At 66.3% G+C, this 20,721-nt stretch carries 22 protein-coding genes; 11 read left to right on the forward strand and 11 right to left on the reverse strand.

Going from position 1 to position 20,721, the window contains the following annotated elements:
- The first annotated feature begins 2 nt into the window (after window positions 1-2).
- A complete protein-coding gene (locus ACIGKQ_RS05900; RefSeq protein ID WP_235725821.1) occupies window positions 3-785 on the forward strand; it encodes an HAD-IIA family hydrolase in 783 nt (260 codons plus the stop codon).
- A gap of 238 nt (window positions 786-1,023) precedes the next feature.
- Here ACIGKQ_RS05900 and ACIGKQ_RS05905 read toward each other — a convergent pair whose 3' ends face one another.
- The gene (locus ACIGKQ_RS05905; protein WP_235725822.1) at window positions 1,024-1,404 is read right to left on the reverse strand and encodes an SHOCT domain-containing protein; all 381 of its coding nucleotides are present in this window, start codon (window positions 1,402-1,404) and stop codon (window positions 1,024-1,026) included.
- 113 nt (window positions 1,405-1,517) lie between these two features.
- Here ACIGKQ_RS05905 and ACIGKQ_RS05910 point away from each other — a divergent pair, with 113 nt between their 5' ends.
- Entirely contained in the window at window positions 1,518-2,549 is a 1,032-nt protein-coding gene (locus ACIGKQ_RS05910; RefSeq protein WP_396572708.1) for an LLM class flavin-dependent oxidoreductase, read from the forward strand.
- Here the strand turns inward: ACIGKQ_RS05910 and egtD are convergent.
- Together egtD and egtB are read right to left on the reverse strand one after the other, a co-directional pair.
- Window positions 2,536-3,492, reverse strand: a complete 957-nt coding sequence (gene egtD, locus ACIGKQ_RS05915) for an L-histidine N(alpha)-methyltransferase (protein WP_396572710.1) — start codon at window positions 3,490-3,492, stop codon at window positions 2,536-2,538. The genes ACIGKQ_RS05910 and egtD overlap by 14 nt on opposite strands.
- Window positions 3,489-4,775 carry an ergothioneine biosynthesis protein EgtB gene (gene egtB / locus ACIGKQ_RS05920; RefSeq protein ID WP_396572711.1) on the reverse strand — a complete coding sequence of 429 codons (1,287 nt, stop codon included), beginning with the start codon at window positions 4,773-4,775 and terminating at the stop codon, window positions 3,489-3,491. The genes egtD and egtB overlap by 4 nt, the downstream gene beginning before the upstream one ends.
- A 266-nt stretch (window positions 4,776-5,041) precedes the next feature.
- Between egtB and ACIGKQ_RS05925 the strand changes: the two genes are divergently transcribed.
- Window positions 5,042-5,797 (forward strand): Clp protease N-terminal domain-containing protein, encoded by a 756-nt coding sequence (locus ACIGKQ_RS05925; protein WP_266060832.1) that lies wholly within the window; start codon window positions 5,042-5,044, stop codon window positions 5,795-5,797.
- 9 nt (window positions 5,798-5,806) lie between these two features.
- Here the strand turns inward: ACIGKQ_RS05925 and ACIGKQ_RS05930 are convergent, their stop codons facing one another.
- Window positions 5,807-6,415 carry a DUF5709 domain-containing protein gene (locus ACIGKQ_RS05930; protein ID WP_396572713.1) on the reverse strand — a complete coding sequence of 203 codons (609 nt, stop codon included), beginning with the start codon at window positions 6,413-6,415 and terminating at the stop codon, window positions 5,807-5,809.
- Window positions 6,416-6,509: 94 nt separating this feature from the next.
- Between ACIGKQ_RS05930 and ACIGKQ_RS05935 the strand changes: the two genes are divergently transcribed.
- Both ACIGKQ_RS05935 and ACIGKQ_RS05940 read left to right on the forward strand, forming a co-directional pair.
- The gene (locus tag ACIGKQ_RS05935; RefSeq protein ID WP_396572715.1) at window positions 6,510-7,634 is read left to right on the forward strand and encodes a hypothetical protein; all 1,125 of its coding nucleotides are present in this window, start codon (window positions 6,510-6,512) and stop codon (window positions 7,632-7,634) included.
- A gap of 124 nt (window positions 7,635-7,758) precedes the next feature.
- Window positions 7,759-8,340 carry a hypothetical protein gene (locus tag ACIGKQ_RS05940; protein ID WP_266060830.1) on the forward strand — a complete coding sequence of 194 codons (582 nt, stop codon included), beginning with the start codon at window positions 7,759-7,761 and terminating at the stop codon, window positions 8,338-8,340.
- Window positions 8,341-8,366: 26 nt separating this feature from the next.
- Here the strand turns inward: ACIGKQ_RS05940 and ACIGKQ_RS05945 are convergent, their stop codons facing one another.
- Window positions 8,367-8,936 (reverse strand): HdeD family acid-resistance protein, encoded by a 570-nt coding sequence (locus tag ACIGKQ_RS05945; protein WP_266060828.1) that lies wholly within the window; start codon window positions 8,934-8,936, stop codon window positions 8,367-8,369.
- A gap of 67 nt (window positions 8,937-9,003) precedes the next feature.
- On the opposite strand from ACIGKQ_RS05945, the gene ACIGKQ_RS05950 reads away from it, so the two are divergent.
- Together ACIGKQ_RS05950 and ACIGKQ_RS05955 are read left to right on the forward strand one after the other, a co-directional pair.
- Entirely contained in the window at window positions 9,004-9,873 is an 870-nt protein-coding gene (locus ACIGKQ_RS05950) for an acyl-CoA thioesterase domain-containing protein (RefSeq protein ID WP_396572717.1), read from the forward strand.
- A gap of 65 nt (window positions 9,874-9,938) precedes the next feature.
- A complete protein-coding gene (locus ACIGKQ_RS05955) occupies window positions 9,939-11,012 on the forward strand; it encodes a DUF4185 domain-containing protein (protein ID WP_235725830.1) in 1,074 nt (357 codons plus the stop codon).
- A gap of 60 nt (window positions 11,013-11,072) precedes the next feature.
- Here ACIGKQ_RS05955 and ACIGKQ_RS05960 read toward each other — a convergent pair whose 3' ends face one another.
- From ACIGKQ_RS05960 to ACIGKQ_RS05970, 3 genes are all read right to left on the reverse strand, one after another.
- Window positions 11,073-11,696 (reverse strand): DUF305 domain-containing protein, encoded by a 624-nt coding sequence (locus ACIGKQ_RS05960; RefSeq protein WP_396572720.1) that lies wholly within the window; start codon window positions 11,694-11,696, stop codon window positions 11,073-11,075.
- 94 nt (window positions 11,697-11,790) lie between these two features.
- On the reverse strand, window positions 11,791-12,204 hold the full coding sequence (locus ACIGKQ_RS05965; RefSeq protein ID WP_235725832.1) for a hypothetical protein: 414 nt from the start codon (window positions 12,202-12,204) through the stop codon (window positions 11,791-11,793).
- A 10-nt stretch (window positions 12,205-12,214) separates the two neighbouring features.
- Entirely contained in the window at window positions 12,215-13,408 is a 1,194-nt protein-coding gene (locus ACIGKQ_RS05970) for a phosphatase PAP2 family protein (protein WP_396572721.1), read from the reverse strand.
- A 183-nt stretch (window positions 13,409-13,591) separates the two neighbouring features.
- On the opposite strand from ACIGKQ_RS05970, the gene ACIGKQ_RS05975 reads away from it, so the two are divergent.
- From ACIGKQ_RS05975 to ACIGKQ_RS05990, 4 genes are all read left to right on the forward strand, one after another.
- Window positions 13,592-13,807, forward strand: a complete 216-nt coding sequence (locus ACIGKQ_RS05975; RefSeq protein WP_235725834.1) for a hypothetical protein — start codon at window positions 13,592-13,594, stop codon at window positions 13,805-13,807.
- Between the two features lie 48 nt (window positions 13,808-13,855).
- Window positions 13,856-14,626, forward strand: coding sequence for a deoxyribonuclease IV (locus tag ACIGKQ_RS05980; RefSeq protein WP_235725835.1), 771 nt, complete (start codon window positions 13,856-13,858; stop codon window positions 14,624-14,626).
- A gap of 248 nt (window positions 14,627-14,874) precedes the next feature.
- Entirely contained in the window at window positions 14,875-16,710 is a 1,836-nt protein-coding gene (locus ACIGKQ_RS05985; RefSeq protein WP_396572723.1) for an acyl-CoA dehydrogenase, read from the forward strand.
- 129 nt (window positions 16,711-16,839) lie between these two features.
- Entirely contained in the window at window positions 16,840-18,972 is a 2,133-nt protein-coding gene (locus ACIGKQ_RS05990) for an MMPL family transporter (protein ID WP_396572725.1), read from the forward strand.
- A gap of 62 nt (window positions 18,973-19,034) precedes the next feature.
- Here ACIGKQ_RS05990 and ACIGKQ_RS05995 read toward each other — a convergent pair whose 3' ends face one another.
- From ACIGKQ_RS05995 to ACIGKQ_RS06005, 3 genes are all read right to left on the reverse strand, one after another.
- On the reverse strand, window positions 19,035-19,454 hold the full coding sequence (locus ACIGKQ_RS05995) for a type II toxin-antitoxin system VapC family toxin (RefSeq protein ID WP_235725839.1): 420 nt from the start codon (window positions 19,452-19,454) through the stop codon (window positions 19,035-19,037).
- Window positions 19,438-19,671 (reverse strand): AbrB/MazE/SpoVT family DNA-binding domain-containing protein, encoded by a 234-nt coding sequence (locus tag ACIGKQ_RS06000; protein WP_235725840.1) that lies wholly within the window; start codon window positions 19,669-19,671, stop codon window positions 19,438-19,440. The genes ACIGKQ_RS05995 and ACIGKQ_RS06000 overlap by 17 nt, the downstream gene beginning before the upstream one ends.
- A gap of 126 nt (window positions 19,672-19,797) precedes the next feature.
- Window positions 19,798-20,574 (reverse strand): SDR family NAD(P)-dependent oxidoreductase, encoded by a 777-nt coding sequence (locus ACIGKQ_RS06005; RefSeq protein WP_235725841.1) that lies wholly within the window; start codon window positions 20,572-20,574, stop codon window positions 19,798-19,800.
- Window positions 20,575-20,721: the final 147 nt, after the last annotated feature.

Raw genomic sequence — 20,721 nt, forward strand, 5'->3', positions numbered from 1 at the left:
ACATGAGCTGGAACTATCTGATGGACATGGACGGTGTTCTCGTCCGCGAAGAACACTTGATCCCCGGCGCCGACGAGTTCCTGGCCGAGCTGCGCGCCAACGATGTCCCGTTCATCGTGTTGACCAACAACTCGATCCGTACCCCGCGCGACCTGCGGGCACGCCTGCTGCGCACCGGCTTGGACATTCCCGAGGAGTCGATCTGGACGTCGGCACTGGCCACTGCCCGGTTCCTGGAGTCACAGCGCCCGGGCGGATCGGCGTACGTCGTCGGCGAGTCGGGTCTCACCACGGCGCTACACGAGATCGGCTACGTGATCACCGATTCGGACCCCGACTACGTCGTACTCGGGGAGACTCGGACGTACTCGTTCGAGGCGATCACCACGGCCATCCGCCTGGTGGAACGCGGGGCCCGGTTCATCGCGACCAACCCCGACGCCACCGGGCCGTCGGCGGCCGGCTCGCTCCCTGCGACAGGCGCCGTGGCCGCCCTGATCACCCGGGCCACCGGCCGCGAACCGTATTACGTGGGCAAGCCGAATCCGCTGATGATGCGCTCAGCGCTGCGGCAGATCGGTGTGCATTCCGAGCACACCCTGATGATCGGTGATCGGATGGACACCGATGTCATCTCCGGCATGGAGGCCGGGCTGGAGACCATCCTGGTCCTGTCCGGCATATCGACTCCCACGTCGGTGGAACTGTTCCCCTATCGGGCCACCCGGGTGATCGATTCGGTTGCCGATCTCGTCGGCCACACCGCGAACCCATTCGGGACCTGACAGGCTCGCGCGCCCCGCGCCCCGCGCCCCGCAACCTCACCCTCCCACGCGCCCAGCACGGCAGCCGACAGAACCCCGTTTCGCGCCGACAGCACCCGCCACAAAACCCAAACAGCACCCGCCCTACCAAGGAGCGGGTGCTGTCGGCGCGAAACGGGGTTCTGTCGGCGCGAAACGGGGTTCTGTCGGCGCGAACCAGATGCCGTCGGCGCGAAACAGGGTTCCGTCGGCGCGAAAGCTAGCTGAGCGCCTTCGCCTTCAGCGAATCGAACTCCTGCTGGGTGATGGTGCCAGAGTCCAGCAACTGCTTGGCGTCGGCGATCTGCTCGGCCGGGCTCTTGGCCGTGGCGACCGACTGGATGTAGCTGTCGGTGGCCTGCTTGGCCTCCTTGACCGCCTCATTCTGACGCTCTGCCATACCGCGGCCCTTGACCAGCAGGTAGACGATTGCGGTGATGTACGGCAGCAGGATCAGGAAGATGATCCACACGGCCTTGATCCAGCCGGAGGACTTGTCACGGAAGAGGTCGATGATGATGTGCCAGAGGACGATCAGATAGGCCACGAACGCGAAAATGACGATCGTGTACCAGATGAAGTCCCAGAACGAGTCCCACATCGGGCATACTCCTTAGCCGGTAGGTGACGTCGGGGTGTCCGACGCTGCGTTCCATAGCTTCTCACAGCTGCGCTCACGCAGTGCGCATTGACCGGCAAAGCTAGGGTGCTCCCATGGAACTCGGCCTCGATACTTTCGGCGACGTGACGGTTGACGACGACGGGAATGCGGTGTCTGCGGCACAGACCATCCGTGACGTCGTGGCACAAGCAGTCCTCGCCGACGAGGTGGGTGTCGACTTCTTCGGAGTCGGGGAACACCACCGCGACGACTACGCCGTCTCGGCACCCGAAGTGGTCCTCGGTGCCATCGCCGTTGCGACCCACCGGATGCGGTTGGGCTCGGCGGTGACCGTACTCAGTTCCGACGACCCGATCCGGGTATTCGAGCGTTTCGCCACCGTGGACGCGTTGTCGGATGGCCGCGCCGAAGTGATTCTCGGGCGCGGATCGTTCACCGAGTCGTTTCCCCTGTTCGGCTACGACCTCGCCGATTATGAGGAGTTGTTCACCGACAAACTGTCGCTGTTCGCCCAGCTGCGGACGGGCGAACCGGTGACCTGGTCGGGTGCGACCCGCACTCCGCTGACCGGACAGTCGGTGTACCCGGGGTTGTCGTCGGCGCCGCTGCCGACCTGGATCGCGGTCGGCGGGAGTCCGGAGTCGGTGATCCGCGCCGCGACGCACGGTCTGCCGCTGATGCTGGCGATCATCGGGGGCGATCCCGCCCGGTTCACGCCCTACACCGATCTGTACCGCCGTGCGCTCGGTGAACTCGAGCAGCCCACCGATCTGCCGGTGGGAGTCCACTCCCCCGGCCACATCGCCGACACCGACGAGCTGGCACGCGAACAGCTCTGGCCGCATTACCGGACCTACATGGCCCGGATCGGCCGCGAACGAGGCTGGCCGCCACCCACCCGGATCGAGTTCGAGCGCGCCGCGGGCCCGGCCGGCGCGCTCCATGTGGGCTCTCCCGACACCGTGGCCCGCAAGATCGCGGCAACCGCGAAGACACTGGGGCTCAACCGCTTCGACCTCAAGTACTCACACGGCACGCTGCCTCACGAGCATCTGATGCGCAGCGTCGAACTGTACGGCACCCAAGTAATCCCGCAGGTCCGCGACCTGCTCAGCGCCGACTGAGCGTCACCAGGAAGTCGTCGTGATCGTCGGTCCACTGCCGCTCCACCACGACCCCGGCCTGAGCCAGTTCGTCGGCGAGTGTCGAGCGATCGAACTTGGTGCTGATCTCGGTGAGGACCTCGGCACCGCGCTCGAGCTGCCAATTCCGGTCCAGGCCGCGGAACCGGACGTCGACATCGCGGCGGGCACGCAGCCACATCTCGATGCGGTGCTGCACCGGGTTCCACCGGGCAATGTGGTCGAAGTCGTCGACGTAGAGCCCGTCGGCGTCGAGCCCGCGGCGGAGCACCTCGATCATGTTCCGATTGAAATCGGCCGTCACACCGGCTTTGTCGTTGTAGGCCGCCACAAGTCGGCCAGTGTCCTTGATGAGGTCGGCGCCCAGCAGGAAGTAGTCTCCCGGATCGAGCGCCTTGGCCAGGCGGCCCAGGAAGGTGGCGCGCATCGCGTCGTCGAAGTTGCCGATGGTGCCCCCGAGGAACACCGCAATCCGCGGACCGTCCGAGGCCGGCAAGGCGAGGTCGGGCGCGGTGAAATCAGCGACCGCCGGTTCGATGTCGATATCCGGGTAGTCGCGGGCGAGTTCGGCGGCCGAGGATTCCAGGATCTGGGTGCTGACATCGAGCGGCACATAGGTGAATCGACGCCCCGTGGCCTCGGCCCGGTCGGCGAACGCCGCCAACAGCAAGCGTGTCTTGGTGGAGGTGCCCGACCCGAATTCCACCATGGTCGCCGCATCGGTCAGCGCAGCGATCTCGGTGGCACGTGCGTACAGGATCGACGTCTCCCGACGCGTCGGGTAATACTCCGGCAACCGGGTGATTTCGTCGAAGAGCAGGCTGCCCCGCTCGTCGTAGAGCCACTTGGTGGGCAGGGTCGGCGGATCGGACCACAATCCGTCGGCGGCGTCGTCGGCGAGTTGACGACCGGCGTCGGCGGTCATCGGGCCAGTCGCAGACCGGAGAAGGCCCACCGCGCCGAGGCCGGAAAGAAGTTACGGTAGGTGATGCGCTCGTGCCCGGGTGGGGTCACCGCGCTCGCACCGCGCAGTACATGCTGGTCGCACATGAACTTCCCGTTGTACTCGCCGACCGCGCCGTTGGCGGGCACGAATCCCGGGTAGGGCAGATAGGCGCTGGCCGTCCACTCCCACACGTCGCCGATCATGGTGGCGCCGGCTCTCCCGGGATGGCAACGTCCCACGTCGAGTAGCTGTCCACGTGCGCTGTCGCCGGTCTCGGCGGCTGCCTCCCATTCGAACTCGGTGGGTAGCCGCGCGCCGGCCCACCGGGCAAATGCGTCGGCCTCGTAGAACGACACGTGCACCACCGGTTCGTCGGCGACCAGCTGACGTCGGCCAGATAGCGTGAAGGTGGTCCACTCCCCATCCACCAGGCGCCAGTATTCCGGTGCCTGCCAACCGGTTTGCGTGATGTGCGCCCAGCCGTCGGACAACCAGAGTTCGGGACGCCGATAACCGTCGTCGGCCATGAACGCCAACCATTCGGCGTTGGTCACCGCCCGCTCGGCGATCTCGAAGTCCTCCAGGAAGACCCGATGTCGGGGACCCTCGTTGTCGTAGCTGAAGCCGGCAGATCCCGGCGTTGCTCCCACTTCGGTGACACCGCCGGCCACCGAGCGCCAGGTGAGCGGACCGGGTTCACCGGGCTCGTCGATGTCGCGATCCACGTAGACCGGATCGAAGGCATGTGTGGAGAACAGGTGCTTGATGTCCATCAAGAGCAGTTCCTGATGTTGCTGCTCGTGATTGCATCCCAGCTCGAGCAAGGCCAACGCATCGTCGTCGAGTACCCCGCGTTCCAGCGCATCAACCATCGCGCGGTCGACGTACTCGCGGTAGAGCCCGACGTCGGCGACACCCGGTCGGGTGACCAACCCGCGTTCGGGGCGTGGATGCCGGGCGCCGACCGCCTCGTAATAGCTGTTGAACAGGTAGCGGAATGAGTCGTCGTAGACGTGATACGACTCGACGTTTCGGAGGATGAACTCTTCGAAGAACCAGGTCACATGCGCCCGATGCCATTTCGCCGGGCTGGCGTCGGTCATCGATTGCGGCGTCTGATCCTCGGCGGAGAGGTCCGCGCTCAGAGCGTCGGTCAACGACCGCACCTCGAGGAATCTGCGGGCCTGGGCGGACATGGACTCGACGTTGCCGGACTGGGTCGACTCGGTCTCGATCGACACAGGGCGATTGGTGATGCTCACCGGTACCTCCCGTTGTGGTGGACCCGGCGGCAAGGCCGGGGGCGGACGGGCAACCCTGGCATCCATCGTTACCAGCCTCCCCACCGCTGTCAACGACGCTCGAGTCAACGCACTCGAGCGACGACACTCAGCGATGCCGGTGGCCTCAGACGTTCGACGGACGGGTTCGGTGTCATCGCATCACACGCCACCGACAAGTTCCGCCGGCAACCAACTGCGTCAACCATTGGTTGACGCATTCTCGATTGTCAACCTAGTGTTGACGCATGCCCGAGCGCACCCAGGTCCACGATGTCCGCCTCGATGATCTGATCGCCGGTGTCCGTGCCGCGCACGATGATCCCCTGGACCAGCTGACCGGCGCCATGATCACCGCCGAACACATCGGCGAAGTGGCCGACCACCTGATCGGCCACTTCGTCGACCAGGCCAGGCGCACCGGGGCCTCGTGGGCCGACATCGGTGCGGCCATGGGGGTCAGCAAACAAGCGGCCCAGAAACGGTTCGTGACGCGCACACCCGCCGACGCCGCGCCGACACCGTTGGCAGATGAGGCGAATCCGTTCGCGCGTTTCACTCCGCGAGCACGCAATGTGATCGCCGAGGCACACAATGTGGCAGTCGCCGATCACAGCACCGCGGTCACGCCCGAGCACCTGGCGCGGGCGTTGGCCGTGGCTCCGGAATCCATCGCCGATTTGACCTTGCGCGCCCACGGTGTGCCGGCGGCATCTCTTGCCGCCGCGTGCACTGCCAACGGCCCGGCGTCGACTGCGATGCAGCCCTCCGAGGGCGAGAAAACTGTTGTGCCCTACGACGAGCGGTCCCGTTCAGTGCTGCAGGCGACACTGGCGTCGGCGGTCGATCTGGGCCACGATTTCGTGGGCACCGAACACATCCTGTTGGGCCTGTTCACCGATCCGGAGATGGCGGCCATACTGTCGGGGCTCGGCATCGAGCAAACCGTCGCCCGCGCAACCATCGTCAGCTCGCTCGCCGACCTCGGTCACGGCGCGAGCTGACGCCGACGATCAGCTGTCCGATCGACCGGATCCACCGGCAGTGGAGTCGGACTCGTCGGACCACTCCACCTCGTCGGCGGCGATGTAGTGCATTGCCGCCTCTTCGGCAGATGCTCCGGCGCCGTCGATGCCGACGTCGCCGGCCACCGCATCCTTCTCGCGGTCGACGCCCGACCCCTCGTCCGGAGCCACCAACCGTCCCGACCGCCCGTCCCCGGCTTGTTCGTCGCCTTCGAAGTCATCCGAACGATCGGATTCGTGCGACCGCCAGCGCTTCTCGACGTTCTCCTCGGCTTCGATGTCGTCGAGCGGATCGGTCGCCCCGATGTCGGCTTCTTCCTCGGCGAGCCGTTCGTCCAGGGTCTCCCCGTCGCGCTGCTCCCGCTCGGTGAGCCCGTGACGCGCGCCGCTCGGCTGATGGTCGGGCGGCGAATATCCCTCGTCGAGGACATCGTCGACACCACGGTCGACCAGCGTGTCCTCGGGTTGCAGTTGATCGTCGTCGTCGAGGCTGTACTCGCCGTCGGAACCTTCCGGGGTGCTGCCGATGTCACTCACGGGTTCCACGATGCCAGCCCGCCGGTGCCGAATCCAGGTGTAGCGGTCGTGCACGCCCATTGAGGACGCCGGGCACCTGAAATCCTGACGCCGAGACACGACGTGGAGTGCCAAACACTGTTGACCGGCGCCGGTGTTCCGTATCCTCCCTGCCATGACCACACCGTCAGATCCACAGAATCCCGGTTCTTCCGACCCCGACCCGGGTGCAGGCGCCGAGTCCGGTCGTACCCCGGAGCCGGGCACCGGCGGCACACCGCCGCCGTCGTATCCGCCGCCGGGCTCCACACCCCCGCCGCCGCCGTCCGGCTACCCACCGCCCGGTTCTTACCCGCCGCCGTCGGGCCCGCCGCCCGGTGGTGCCTACCCGCCGCCACCGGGTCCGCCGCCATCAGGCCCGCCCCCGCAGGGGCCTCCGCCGCAGGGGCCGCCCCCCGGGTACGGCGCCCAGCAACCCGGCTACGGTGCGCAGCCCGGCTACCCGCCGCCCCCGGCCGGTGGCTACGGCCAACCCGCCGGCGGTCCCGGCGGATACCCGCCGCCGCCGGGCGATTACGGCGCACCGGGCGCCTACGGCGGTGGCGCGTACGGCGCTCCGACGGCCGAGCAGTTCTCCATCGGCGAGGCCTTCAGCTACGGCTGGAACCGCTACAAGGAGAACGCGTTGTCGTGGATCGTGGTGATCCTGATTTCGCTCGTCGTGTCCGGTGTCATCCAGTGGCTGGGCAACATCTCGTCCGACTACGGCCGGATCTTCTGGATCAGCGCCATCTTCGGCATCATCGCCACGATCATCGGCTACATCTTCCAGGGCGCCTATGCGCGTGGCGCGCTCGACGAGACGTCGGGTAGCAAGCCCGATATCGGCCGCTTCTTCAACGTCAACTTCGCCGCGGTCATCATCACCGCGTTCCTGGTGGGACTGGGCACCTTCATCGGCCTGATCCTGCTCATCATCCCGGGCATCGTCTTCGCGTTCCTCGCCTACTGGTCACTCACCTTCGTCGTGGACCGCGACATGGACCCCATCGAGGGCATCAAGGCCAGCTTCTCGGTGATCAGCAAGAACGCGGGCACCCTGTTCCTGCTGGCGTTGGCCGTCATCGGCCTCAACATCGTCGGTGCGCTGCTGTGCCTGGTGGGCCTGCTGGTGACCCTGCCGGTCACCATGATCGCCACGACCTACGCCTACCGGTTCTTCACCGGCGGCCAGGTCGCACCGTTGGCGTCGGCGGCCCCGATGGCCCCGCCGCCATATCCGCCGAATCAGCAGTACTGAGCGGCTTCGCTCGACGCAACGACCCGGTCACCTCACGCCAGGTGGCCGGGTCGTTTCGCGTCTGCATGTCGCGTGTCCGGATGAATTCCGCCCGCAGGCCCGCCGAGTGCGGAACAATCGACACATGCTCGCGGAAATGCAAGACGAGGCCGAGGCATATCTTTCGGCCGGCGAGTACTCGCACGCGCTCGCCGAGTTCTCCGTGCTGCGAGAGATCCGGTCGCGACGCGAGGGCCCGTACTCGGTGATGTACCTGTCCAACCTGCACGATTGTGTGCGGTGCATGTCGGAGTTGCAGTTGTGGGCCGATTCCACCCCACTGTGCCGCGAACTCCATGGCAAGTATGTCCGCACCCACGGTCGTGGACAGTCGGACACGGTGGATGTCGCCAAGCACTGGGCATGGGCGCTCGTGCATCTGCACGACTATCCGCCGGCCGTGCAGCTGTATCTGACAACTGCGGACGCTTTGTGGGACAGTCACCCAGCGCAGGCACGGCGCCTGCTGGCGGCGGCGGTCGCCCACCGAACCGGCGTCGATCCGGCGGCGTCGATCCTCGATGCCACCGGACCCCACGTCGATCCGGTTCGGCTGGCACACGGCCCGGATGTCGAGGCCGCGATGACCCAGTTGATCGAGCGACTTCCCGCCGACGTCGAGGCCGCCCGCGCCGCGGTCACGATCGACGGCCTCGAGTTGGCCTGATTCTCAGAAGCTCGGCAGCCCGCGACTCAGACCAGCGGCTCCTCGATCTTCTTCGGCAGGGTCAGCAGCGTCACGACGCTGATCACGATGAGCATGATCGCCGCGATGATCAGGAAGGTGGCCAGGGCGAGGCCGGGGATCAGCATCATGACGATGCCGGCGATGATCGAGACGACACCGGACAGGATCAGCACCCACCGCGGCACGTGCTGGGACCCGGCGGACGCGCGGGCGAGGTCGGCGATTCCCTGGAAGATCCAGCCGATACCGATGAAGATCGCGAGGAAGACCAGCGATTCCTCGGGATTGAACACGGCGATGACGCCGGCGGCCAGGATCAGTGCACCGATGAGACCCAGGGCAAAGCGCCAACCGCCGGACAGCAACGTCGAGGCGAAGGCCTCGTAAAGCCGGAACAGTCCGGCCATGATCAGCGAGATCCCGAAGAGCACACCGATGATGAGCAGGGTCGCCTTCGGCCAGACGAGCGCAATGATCCCCAGGACGATGCCGACCACCGAGGTCGCAATCATCGTGGTGCGCACCGCGGCCACGAGTTCGTTGGGGATCTGCCGTGCGTAATCTGCAATTGTCATGGACGCAGGTTAGTACGCGCCGAATGGTTCGACACCACATTCTTGGGTCGAACAGAAGGGAAACTTCGTGTCGTCGATCGCATTCTTCTCCGTCGATTCCGGCGGCACCGATTCCACTGGACAGAGTCTTTTCCTGCCGACCCGGTATGCCGCGAGCCTGTGGGCTCCGGGCACTCTGAACGGTCCCGCGGTGTGTGCGTTGGCTGCCCGGGCGGCCGAACGTGACCACTCGGTGCCGGGCTTTCGACCGGCACGCTTCACCATCGATCTGTTCAAGGCCGCCCGCGACGTCCCCACCGCGACCCGTGGCCGCTTGCTACGCAACGGGGGCCGGATCAAGGTGGCCGAGGTCGACGTCGTGCAGTTCGTCGACGACACCGAGGTCACGGTTGCCCGCAGCACCACCGTGTTCGTCAAGGAGGCCGCCAATCCGCCCGGGGAGCGCTGGGAGCGGTCGCCGGAGATGATCGAGTTCCGGCCGCCCGAGACCGATTCCGACGATCCGCTGCCCTGGTTCGGCACCGCCACCGCCGACGGCACGATCGAGTGGAGCCAGGACATGGGCGCCCACCAGAACGCCCAACGCACGTGGCTGTGGACGCGCGCGGTGTCCACTGTGGTCGGCGAGCGGCCGTCATCGTTCGAGCGCTCGGTGATCAGCGGCGAATCGACCAGCCTGGTCTGCAATTGGGGTAGCGATGGCATCGCATTCATCAACTGTGATCTGACGGTCGCGCTCTCGCGTCTGCCGGTCGGGCCGCGCATCGGGGTCGAAGCGGCCAGCCATGTGGAAGTCGACGGGATCTCCACCAGCACCACGAATCTCTACGACAGCGACGGCCAGTTCGGCGTCGGCATGGTCACCGGCGTGAACAACTCGGCCGCCACCATCGACTTCACCGCCGTCGATACCGGGGGGCGGTACAGCGAGGCGTGAATTTCATTCGTTCGGGGGTCGATGTCACACTCCGGTGACGCTCAGGTCTTGATAAGGTCACCGCCATGACGCGGCTCACAGGACGGTGGCGCACAGCCCTGACGGTCACGGCACTCGCCGCCACACTGACCGCCGGCCTCGCGGCTACTCCGCAGGCCGAGGCGACCGATGTCGCCGCGGCCAACGGCCGGATCGTCGCCCGGCTCACCGGCCCCGGCTCAATCAACGACACATTCGGGCGTTTCAACATCGTCGGCACCGATCTGGGCGTCCTGTGGGACAACGGGCACGGCGAGATCATGGCCGCCTTCGGCGACACCCAGACGTTCAACGGGTGGTCGCTGCTGTACGGCGAGTTGTGGTACTGGCGTTCCAATGTCCTGCTGCGCAGCACCGACCGATATCTGGGCGACGGAATGACCTTCACCGGTCACGCCGGACCACCCGGTCACGCCAAGCGTCTACTCAAACCCGACCTGCGCAAAGAGATCACCATCATCCCGACCGCCGGGGTGGCCGCCAACGGCAAGCAGTACATGAACGTCATGTCGGTCAAACACTGGGGACCGCCGGGGATCTGGTACACCAACTGGTCCGGCCTGGTGGTGTCGGGGAACAACGGGCAGAGTTGGCGCGCGGTCAACGCATTCCGCCCCAACGGCGGCGGAAACCACAAATTCCAGATGTCGGCGTACCTGAAGGTCGGTGACACGGTCTACACCTACGGCACCCCCGACGGCCGATGGGGTGCGGTGTACCTGGCCCGTGTGAAGGCCTCCGACATCGAACATCTCGGCAAGTACGAGTACTTCTCATGGGGCCGGTGGGTGCGCAACAACCCGGATTCGGCGACCCCGGTGATGGCGGCACCGACCGGCGAGTTGTCGGTCGCGTGGAATGAGTACCTCGGCAAGTTCATCTCGTTGGGCCAGAAGGATTCCGGTGTGGTGCTGCGGACCGCCGACCGGCCCGAGGGACCGTGGTCGTCGGGCGAACTCGTGGTCCCCGCCAACGACCCGTACTCGGGCTACGCCCCCTACATTCACCCGTGGTCGTCGGGCAGCAGCCTGTACTTCACCTACTCCATCTCCGCGGGCTATCAGGTCTATCTGATGCGCATCCCGTTGCGGAAACCCTGACCCGCCCCGCGGGTCGGTCCGGACTCCGATGCGTCACGTCCGGACCGACCCGTCACCGCATCACCGTCGCAGGATCGAGTTCATCTCGTCGATCTCGGCCTGCTGGGCGGACTTGACGCGCTTGGCGAGCTCCCGCGACGGACCGTTGACGCCGTCGGCGAGTTCGGTGTCGGCCATCGCGATCGCGCCCTCGTGATGCGCGATCATGCCTTCGAGCCACATCCGGTCGAAATCTGTGCCCTCCGCCTGTGACAACGCCGCCATCTGTTGCGGCGTCATCATGCCGGACATGTCGTGGCCGCCCGCGCCGTGAGCATCACTGTGACCGCCCATCTCGCCGGAGACGCCCCAGGAAGTCAGCCGCGCGGTCATCTCGTCGATCTCGGGTTTCTGGGCGGCCCTGATGCGGTCGGCCAGATCCCGCACCGCAGGTGTGGTGGTCCGGTCGGCCACCAGATCGGCCATCATGAGCGCCTGCATGTGATGCGGGATCATCTCCTGGTTGAAGGTGACGTCGGCGTCGTTGTGCCGGCTGTCCGACGACTCGGTCGACGGCTCCATCGGCATCGTCGTCGTGGTGACGGCGGTGACCGACGACGGTGGCGCGGCGTCGTCGACGTCCGAACACGCGCCCAGCAGGGCCACGGCCGCCACGGCCGCGCCCACGAAAATCTGTCGTTTCATTGTCTTGGGATCCTCTGCAGAGTGAAGGGCCCGCGCTGCGGTCAGCGCAGGCGGAGATGTCGGCGGGCCGGACACACGGTCCGGCGCACGCCGATCAGCAGCGGATCACCTGCATTCGGAGATGGGTGGGCATGGCCCACGGCGGCGGCCGGCCAGAGCGACCGACCAGGCGGGCATGAATCGACCGCAGCAGCGGCGGGATCGGGAATCCCCACGCCAGCACCAACACCGCGATCGCGATGACGACCGGGTCGTCGTTGCGCAGGAACATGCAGGGATGTTGGTGGGTGTCGCAGTCGCCGGCGTCATCCATCGTCGGTTCATCGAGTTGATGAGCCGCCGGGCCGATCGTCGTCGAACCGTGTGACGCCGACGGCGGGTGATGACCGCCGGCGGCGGTGCCCACGGCGATCACCGAATGCATCAGCAGGATCGACGCCGCGACCGCGAGCAGTAGCCCCACCCGCAGCTGCGTCGACGACGGGCGACGCAGGCGGGATCTCAACACGCAGCCGAGACTACCCAGAGACCGGTGAATCGGACTCGGCCGCCTCGGTGGTCGCCGTGGTCTCGGCACCGGCCTGCTCACGTTGCTTCTTGCGCGGGATCAACCACCTCCGGTCGACGACCTGCGCCACCAGGATCACGAAACCCGCCAACGCCCAGCCCAGGATGATGTCGAAGACGTAGTGCTCGGCGGTGTAGACGAGGGTGAACGCCATCGCGACCGCGTAACCCATGAACTGCGTTCTGCCCAGGGCCTTGACCCGGGGCCACATGAACAGCGCGAGCAGCATCGTGAGACCAGCGTGCAACGACGGGATCGCCGCAACCAGGTTGGCCTTGCCCTGCCCCACCTCCACGAGGGTGGAGGCGGCGTGGATGTTGAGGAAGTTCCAGCCGCGCGCCGAGATCCGTTCGACGTAGGGTTGCGCGTCCGGGTTGGACGGGGTGACCTCGCCGAGGATGCCGCCGTCGGCGACCGCGCCCTCGTACGCCATGCAGGTGGGTTCGCGGGGGTGGTCGGCGACCTGTTCTGCGGTGCATCGGGCCGCGGCCCACGGCGGTGCGGCCGGCACCAGCGTGTAGCCGACCAGCGCCAGAAAGGTCGTGGCGACGAAACAGGCGGCGTACCGGCGCCATGCGGACCGGTCCCGCAGCCACAGCACCGCGGCGGCGGCGTACGGGACGATGAAATACGACATGTAGATGACGCTGGTGACGACTTCCCACCACGGCGGCTCGGGGGCCTTGATGTGGCTCTGCAGCCACACGGTCGGGTTGACACCGAACATCCACTGGTCGACGTCGACCGCCAGATGCCACTGGGTCGGCATGTCGACGATGCGCGCGACGTCGCGCGTCCAGTCGTAAAGTAGCAGGATCAGCGCGAAGGGAAGCCAATCGATGATGACGCTGATCGCCTTGCGACGACCGATCGACGCCGCGAGCATGCCCAGACACAGCAGGATGATCAAGCGGGTGCGGTCGAAGGCGAGTCCGTAGGCTACGAACTCGTAGATCATGAACACGACCCACGCGACGATCGCGATGCGCCGCACCATGGTGAGGTCACGTCGTCGCTGAGGCCCGGTGTCGACGGCCGCAGCCGCCGCGACGTCGTCGATCACCGGCTCGACGCCGCGGGTGCGCGACGTGGCGGCAGACCCGTCCGAGGCCGGACCGTCGTCGACCGCGTCGTCAATGCTCACTCGTATTGGTCCTGCCCGCCCACGCCCGTCGAGCCGATCCCGACAGGGCTCCTGCACGTTACTTTCCGTAAGCCTAGTGATCACCTTCCGTTCGAGAGCCGGTAAACCGCCGTCAGAGTGCCGACAAGTCCCGGATTCACCCATATGCTGGTGATCGGCGTCACATCGACGGGGAGGAGAGCCGTGCCCGACCGCTACCTGCGCTACGGCGAACAGCGCTACATCATCACCAAGGAAGCCGAGTCCCGACTCAACCGCGCGCTCGACTCGGTCTACGCCGAGGGCAGCCGCGGCCACGAGTGGCTCAACCTCTACAACGGCACCGAGGCGCCGTGTCGCCTGCTGATCGCGACCGGGGTGCCCATCACGATCGAGACCGTCCCCGGTCTCGATGACTGAACCCGACGCGCGAACCGCGGCGTCGGAGGCGACCATTATCGTTGAGCCATGCGCATCGGAGCACACCTGCGTGAGGACGCCGACCCGTTGTCCACCGCCGACGAACTGGGCATCGACGTCTTTCAGATGTTCGTGACCGACCCGCAGAGCTGGAAGAAACCGCAACCACGCCCGGACGCCGAGGCGATTCGCGACTCCGCGATCGACGTGGTGGTGCATTCGAGCTATCAGATCAACGTCGCGAGCCTCAACAACCGACTGCGGATGCCGTCGCGCAAGGCGGTCGAACAGCAAGCCGCCGCCGCTGCCGACCTCGGCGCCTTCGGTCTCGTCGTGCATGGCGGACACCTGCGTGACGGCGAGGACGCCAAGGAGGGATTCGCCAACTGGCGCAAACTCTTCGATCGTCAGGTCGACAAGGGCGGCTTCGGCGTACCGATCCTGATCGAGAACACCGCCGGCGGCGATCACGCGATGGCCCGCACCCTGGAGGCCATCGACCGGCTATGGGAATCGGTGGGCGATTTCGAGCAGGCCGGATTCTGTCTCGACACCTGCCACGCGTGGGCGGGCGGCGAGGACCTGGTGGGTCTGGTCGAACGCGTGAAAGCGATCACCGGGCGCATCGACCTCGTCCATCTCAACAATTCCCGCGACGAGTTCGACTCGGGTCGCGACCGCCACGCCAACCTCGCCGGCGGCCACATCGATCCCGACGTCCTCGTTGCGGTCGCCGCCGCCGCCGACGCCCCGGTGATCCTCGAGACCCCGGCCGACGGCATCCCCGACGACCTGACGCTCCTCCGCGACGCCCTCTGACCGGCCCGTTCCCGCTCGTGCCCCGGTATTGCTTCATCCCCCGGTTGCCGCTGGGGGATGAAGCGATACCGGGGGACGAACCGTCGCAGCACGCGCACGCTTGCTCGAGTTAGCGCAGATCACAGACCGATCAATTGCTCCGTGCCGCGGATGACGCTATTCTGTAGTTACCGGCGAGTAACTTAGCTTCTGCCGATCGTGCTTCACCACACGCGTAGCCCACACCGCCAGTCAGATAAGGAACCTCCATGGGCCATTACAAGAGCAACATCCGCGACCTGCACTTCAACCTCTTCGAGTTGTTCGACCTCGACAAGGTGCTCGAAGAAGGCGACTTCGGCGATCTCGATCACGAGACCGCCGTGGACATGCTCCGTGAGGTCAAGGCGCTGGCCGAGGGACCGATCGCCGAATCGTTCACCGACGCCGACCGCAACCCGCCGGTGTTCGACCCGGAGACCCACAGCGTCACCATCCCCGAGAGCTTCACCAAGTCCTACAACGCACTCATCGAGGGCGGCTGGGACAAGATCGGTATCGAGGAAGAACTCGGAGGCCTGCCCGCACCGCGTTCGCTGTACTGGGCCATCGGCGAGATGATCCTGGGCGCCAACCCGCCGGTCTTCATGTACGCCGCCGGCTCGGGCTTCGCCAACATCTTCTTCAACAACGGCACCGAAGAGCAGAAGAAGTGGGCCGCCATCTGCTCCGAGCGCGGCTGGGGCGCCACCATGGTGCTCACCGAGCCCGACGCCGGTTCCGACGTGGGCGCCGCCCGCACCAAGGCCGTCAAGCAGGAAGACGGCACCTGGCACATCGACGGCGTGAAGCGCTTCATCACCTCCGCCGACCAGGACATGACCGAGAACATCTTCCACCTGGTTCTCGCCCGCCCAGAAGGCGCCAAGCCCGGCACCAAGGGCCTGTCGCTGTTCTTCGTGCCGAAGTTCCACTTCGACCACGAGACCGGTGAGCTCGGTGAGCGCAACGGCGTCTTCGTCACGAACGTCGAGCACAAGATGGGCATCAAGGCCTCGGCCACCTGTGAGCTGAGCTTCGGCCAGCATGGCACCCCGGCCGTCGGCTGGCTCGTCGGCGAGGTGCACGACGGTATCGCGCAGATGTTCGACGTCATCGAGCACGCCCGAATGATGGTGGGCACCAAGGCCATCTCGACACTGTCGACCGGCTACCTCAACGCCCTCGACTACGCGAAGGAGCGGGTGCAGGGCGCGGATCTGACCCAGATGACCGACAAGACCGCCCCGCGTGTCACCATCACCCATCACCCGGACGTGCGTCGTTCGCTGATGACCCAGAAGGCATACGCCGAGGGCCTGCGCGCGGTATACCTCTACACCGCGTCGCACCAGGATGCCGCTGCGGCACAGATCGTTTCCGGCGCGAGCCCCGAGTTGGCCCACAAGGTCAACGACCTGCTGCTGCCGATCGTCAAGGGCGTCGGCTCCGAGCGCGCCTACGGCATCCTCGGCCACGAGTCGCTGCAGACCCTCGGTGGTTCCGGCTTCCTGCAGGACTACCCGATCGAGCAGTACATCCGTGACTCGAAGATCGACTCGCTCTACGAGGGCACCACGGCCATCCAGGCGCAGGACTTCTTCTTCCGCAAGATCATCCGCGACAAGGGCCAGGCCTTCTCCCACGTCGCCGGCGAGATCGCCAAGTTCCTCGACGCCGAGGGCGGCAACGGTCGGCTGAAGTCCGAGCGCGCGCTGCTCAAGACCGCGATGGACGATGTGCAGACCATGACCGCCACCCTCACCGGGTACCTCATGAACGCACAGGAGGACTCGAAGGAGCTGTACAAGGTCGGACTCGGTTCGGTGCGGTTCCTGCTGTCGGTCGGCGACCTGCTCATCGGGTGGCTGCTGCTGCGTCAAGCCGAGGTCGCGCTGGCCGCACTGGATTCCGGCGCCTCCGCCGAGGACAAGCCGTTCTACGAGGGCAAGGTCGCCGTGGCGAGCTTCTTCGCGAAGAACATGCTGCCCGAACTGACCACCGCCCGTGTCAACATCGAGAACATCGACGCCGAGATCATGGAGGTCGACGAGGCGGTCTTCTGAACCACTCGCTGATCACCTGACACAGTTTGTCCCCCGGGTAACTTTCCCGGGGGACGAACTGTTTTCGGCGTACGGGCACCGTCGTCGGAGTAATCTGCTTCGTGGCACACCGCCACGAGAGGATCAGCGATGTTCGCTGCGCTCGCCCGTGTGGTCGTCGGCCATCCCTGGCGGGTGGTCGGCGTGTGGATCGTCGCTGCGCTGGCGATCATCCTGTTCTCCCCCAACCTGTCCGACCACACCACCGGCAACCAACAGGACTTCCTGCCGTCTTCTTTCGAGTCGGTGACCGCCCAGAACATCGGCGACAGCGAGTTCCCGGCCACCGCCGGTGCCACCGGGACACTCGTGGTCTCGCGTCGCGACGGCGGCGCGCTGACGCCCACCGATCAGCAGACGGCGTTGGGCCTGGCCACCACCCTGCAGAACGACAACATCGCCGGAGTCGGCGCCGTATCGGCTGGGCCGCAATCGGTCTCGCCCGACGACAAGGTGGTCGCCATTCAGGTGGCGTTCACCGGACAGCCGGGCGAACCGCAGGTGAACGACGCCGTGCCGGCGGTGCGCGAAGCAGCGTCGTCGGCGTTGCAGAACACCGATCTCACCTCCGGCCTCACCGGCAACGCGGCGATCCTGGTGGACAGCAACACCGCCTACGACGACGCCGAACGCATCATCTCGATCGCCACCGTCATCGTCATCCTGGCCACCCTGGGCATCCTGTTCCGCAGCCCACTGATCGCCGTCCTGCCGGTGTTCGTCATCGGCGTCGTCTTCCTTGCTGTTCGCGGCGCCACCGCGTGGGCCACCCAGATCTTCGACTTCGAGGTGAGCACCACTCTCGACGCCATCCTGGTCGTGGTGCTCTTCGGCGTCGGCACCGACTACACCGTCTTCCTGCTGTTCCGGTATCGCGAACAGGTGCGCGACGGCGCCGATCGGCTCGACGGCCTCGTGGCCGCGACGGGGGCCGTCGGCCGCGTGATCGCGTCCTCGGCGCTGACGGTCATCGGCGCGTTCGCCGCGCTGTTCTTCGCGCGACTCGGCTCGCTGAACTCCTTGGCCCCGGGGTTGATCATCGCGGTCGCCATCATGCTGATCACCACCCTCACTCTGATCCCGGCAGTGATCTCGATCCTCTCGAAGGTCATGTTCTGGCCGGTCGGCCCGGGACACGAGCCACAGCGATCAGCTTTCGCCGCCCTCGGGCGCAGAGTCGCGTATCGCCCGGTGATCACGGCCGCGGCCATCGGGGTCACCCTCATCGTGCTCGCGGTGTTCAGCTCGGGCTACAAGGCGACCTACGACACTCTCGGCGAGATGCCCTCGGACACACCGTCACAACAAGCATTCGACACCCTCGCCGCGTCGATGCCGCCGGGCGACCTGAGTCCCACCCAGGTCTACGTGAAGGCCAACGGCCCCATCCCGCAAAACGAATTGGCTGCACTGACAACGAATCTGGAGGGCGTGGCCGGTGTCGCCGCAGTGACGCCACCACGGGTCAGCCAGGACGGCACGGCTGCGGTCGTCAACGTCGTACTGGACACCTCACCGTTCTCCACCCAAGCCCTCGACACGATCGACGATTCACTACGCCCGGTCGCGCATTCCTCGGTCCCCGGCGCAGTGGTCGCCGTGGGCGGACAAACCGCCACACTGGCCGACGTACGTTCCCAGTTGCATTCCGACACCCGCCACGTGTTCCCGGTCGCCGTGGTGATCGTGTGGATCATCTTGGGCGCGCTGTTACTGGCCGTCCTCGCCCCGGTGAATCTGATCGTCAGCGTCTTCGTCACCTTCGCCGCGACCCTCGGCACCCTGGTGATCGTGTTCCAGTATCTGCTCGACTATGTCGGCATCGACTTCTCGACACCGATCGTGCTCTACCTGTTCGTGGTGGCCATCGGCACCGACTACAACATCCTGATGGCCGAACGCGTTCGGGAAGCCTTCGTGGGTGGTGAAACACCTCGCGACGCAGCGCAACTCGCGATCACGAAGAACGGCCAGACCGCAGCGGCGGCCGGCGTGATCCTCGCGTTGACCTTCGCCTCGCTCACGCTGACCGGGTTGAAGAATCTCGCGGAGTTGGGTGCCGGCGTCGCCATCGGGGTGGTGCTGGCGTCGTGTGTGATGGCCCCGATGCTGGTGCCGGCATTGTCGGTGATCGAGCGCAGCGCGTTCTGGTGGCCGACGCGCCAGTCGGCGACCGGGACCGAGGCGGGCCGCCGCTTCGACGACGCGCACCCATCACGCTGACGCGCATGTCGCGACGTGCGCGGTCACGCGACGGGTGCGCGGATGATCTGAAAGGCGACCTCTCACAGCAGCTTCAGCCGGACTCCCAGCGCGCGGTAGATCGGTTCGGCACGACGGTCCAGGCTCAGCAGGGTGAGGTTCGCGTGTGCGGCTGCTGCTCCGACGAGTCCGTCGTACACCGCGCCACCCGAGATACCGACCGTCGCGAACCGCTCGACGAGTTCGGCCGTGTGCTGCGGGCTCAGGTGACACCGGTGCGGGAAGTTCGTCGTGATCAACCGGGCAGCGGCACGAGCGGTCAATCGCTGCGGCGGCGGCAGGCGGGTGAGCACCGAGTACATCTCGAACGCCGCGTGACCGCTGAGCCCCAGCGTTCTTCCCTTCACCTCCGCACGGACGTCGGAGTGCCCTACCTGCTCCGGACGCACCAGCGCGATCGCGGCACTCGTGTCCAGCAGGAGGACCTCAGCGTTGGTCGCCAAGGCGCAGTTCTCGAATGTCGTCGACCGATAGGTGCGCGCCGCCCTCCGGCAGCATCAGCATTCCTTCGTCATCGACGAGCTCATCGGTGGCCACCGGTTCCAGGACCAACCCGCTACCCGCAACGGTGATCTCGATCTCCCCAGGGATCAAACCGACCCGGTCGCGCAGTTCCTTGGGCACCACCACCCGGCCGGCACGATCGATGGTCGTTCTCATACCATGACGCTACCACTGAAATGGCAGCGAGCAGCGGCTTCACAACAGCGCGCACCCGCCCGGCAACCGCGCGCGTCTCGACGTGCGCGCGGACCGAACGGGTGCGCGTGAGTGTGTGTCGCAGCCCTACTTCGGAGGCATCCGGATGCCGCCGTCGACGCGGATCACCTCGGCATTCATGTAGGAGTTGGTGACCAGCTCGATCACCATCGAGGCGAGTTCGTCGGGCTTGCCCAGGCGGTGCGGGAACAGCACGGACTCGCCCAGCTTCGCCTTGAAGGCCTCGGCGGCTTCGCCCTCACCGTAGATCGGGGTGTCGATCAGGCCGGGCGCGATGGTGTTGACGCGCACACCGACGGCCGCGAGGTCACGCGCAACCGGCAGGGTCATGCCGACCACGCCACCCTTGGACGACGAGTACGACGCCTGACCGATCTGACCGTCGAACGCGGCGACCGACGCCATGTTGACGATGGCACCGCGCTCGCCGGACTCCAGCGGGTCGTTTTTGCTCATCGCGGTGGCGGCCAGACGGCAGGCGTCGAAGGTGCCGATCAGGTTGATGGCGATGACCTTCTTGTACGCATCCAGGTCGTGCGCCGACGAGAACTCGCCGTCGCGGCCGATGGTGCGCTGCGCCCAACCGATACCGGCCGAGTTCACCAGCGCACGCAGCGGGCCGAGCTCGGTGGCCTTGTTCACAGCCGCCTCGATCTGCGCGGTGTCGGTGACGTCGACGCGCACGAACGCACCGCCGACCTCCTTGGCGAGGGCCTCACCCTTGTCGGCCTGCAGGTCGGCGACGACGACCTTGGCTCCCTTGGCCGCCAGCTGGCGAACCGCGGCCTCGCCGATACCCGACGCGCCGCCCGTGACGATTGCACTTGCTCCATTGATATCCACGTTGCGGAGCCTATCGAGCGTTACATCGCTCGGTCTAGTGTCCCGCGCCGGAAGTTCGTTTCATGAGTTCGGCGGTCCAGGTGGATGCATCGCGAGGCGGCGGAGGAAGCAGGTACTGGATGTACCTCCGACGACGCCAACGAAGCG

Origin of the sequence: Gordonia sp. NPDC062954, from assembly GCF_044543825.1 — a bacterium.
GTDB classification, from domain to species: Bacteria; Actinomycetota; Actinomycetes; order Mycobacteriales; family Mycobacteriaceae; genus Gordonia; species Gordonia tangerina.

What these genes read in the sequence shown, in the direction of transcription:
- ACIGKQ_RS06000 (WP_235725840.1), bottom strand. Translation starts at nt 19,671, where the DNA reads ATGAGAACGACCATCGATCGTGCCGGCCGGGTGGTGGTGCCCAAGGAA.
- ACIGKQ_RS05935 (WP_396572715.1), top strand. Translation starts at nt 6,510, where the DNA reads ATGACCACACCGTCAGATCCACAGAATCCCGGTTCTTCCGACCCCGAC.
- ACIGKQ_RS05940 (WP_266060830.1), top strand. Translation starts at nt 7,759, where the DNA reads ATGCTCGCGGAAATGCAAGACGAGGCCGAGGCATATCTTTCGGCCGGC.
- ACIGKQ_RS05985 (WP_396572723.1), top strand. Translation starts at nt 14,875, where the DNA reads ATGGGCCATTACAAGAGCAACATCCGCGACCTGCACTTCAACCTCTTC.
- egtD (WP_396572710.1), bottom strand. Translation starts at nt 3,492, where the DNA reads ATGACCGCCGACGCCGGTCGTCAACTCGCCGACGACGCCGCCGACGGA.
- ACIGKQ_RS05960 (WP_396572720.1), bottom strand. Translation starts at nt 11,696, where the DNA reads ATGAAACGACAGATTTTCGTGGGCGCGGCCGTGGCGGCCGTGGCCCTG.
- ACIGKQ_RS05955 (WP_235725830.1), top strand. Translation starts at nt 9,939, where the DNA reads ATGACGCGGCTCACAGGACGGTGGCGCACAGCCCTGACGGTCACGGCA.
- ACIGKQ_RS05910 (WP_396572708.1), top strand. Translation starts at nt 1,518, where the DNA reads ATGGAACTCGGCCTCGATACTTTCGGCGACGTGACGGTTGACGACGAC.
- ACIGKQ_RS05980 (WP_235725835.1), top strand. Translation starts at nt 13,856, where the DNA reads ATGCGCATCGGAGCACACCTGCGTGAGGACGCCGACCCGTTGTCCACC.
- ACIGKQ_RS05900 (WP_235725821.1), top strand. Translation starts at nt 3, where the DNA reads ATGAGCTGGAACTATCTGATGGACATGGACGGTGTTCTCGTCCGCGAA.
- ACIGKQ_RS05990 (WP_396572725.1), top strand. Translation starts at nt 16,840, where the DNA reads ATGTTCGCTGCGCTCGCCCGTGTGGTCGTCGGCCATCCCTGGCGGGTG.
- ACIGKQ_RS05945 (WP_266060828.1), bottom strand. Translation starts at nt 8,936, where the DNA reads ATGACAATTGCAGATTACGCACGGCAGATCCCCAACGAACTCGTGGCC.
- ACIGKQ_RS05925 (WP_266060832.1), top strand. Translation starts at nt 5,042, where the DNA reads ATGCCCGAGCGCACCCAGGTCCACGATGTCCGCCTCGATGATCTGATC.
- ACIGKQ_RS05930 (WP_396572713.1), bottom strand. Translation starts at nt 6,415, where the DNA reads ATGGGCGTGCACGACCGCTACACCTGGATTCGGCACCGGCGGGCTGGC.
- ACIGKQ_RS05905 (WP_235725822.1), bottom strand. Translation starts at nt 1,404, where the DNA reads ATGTGGGACTCGTTCTGGGACTTCATCTGGTACACGATCGTCATTTTC.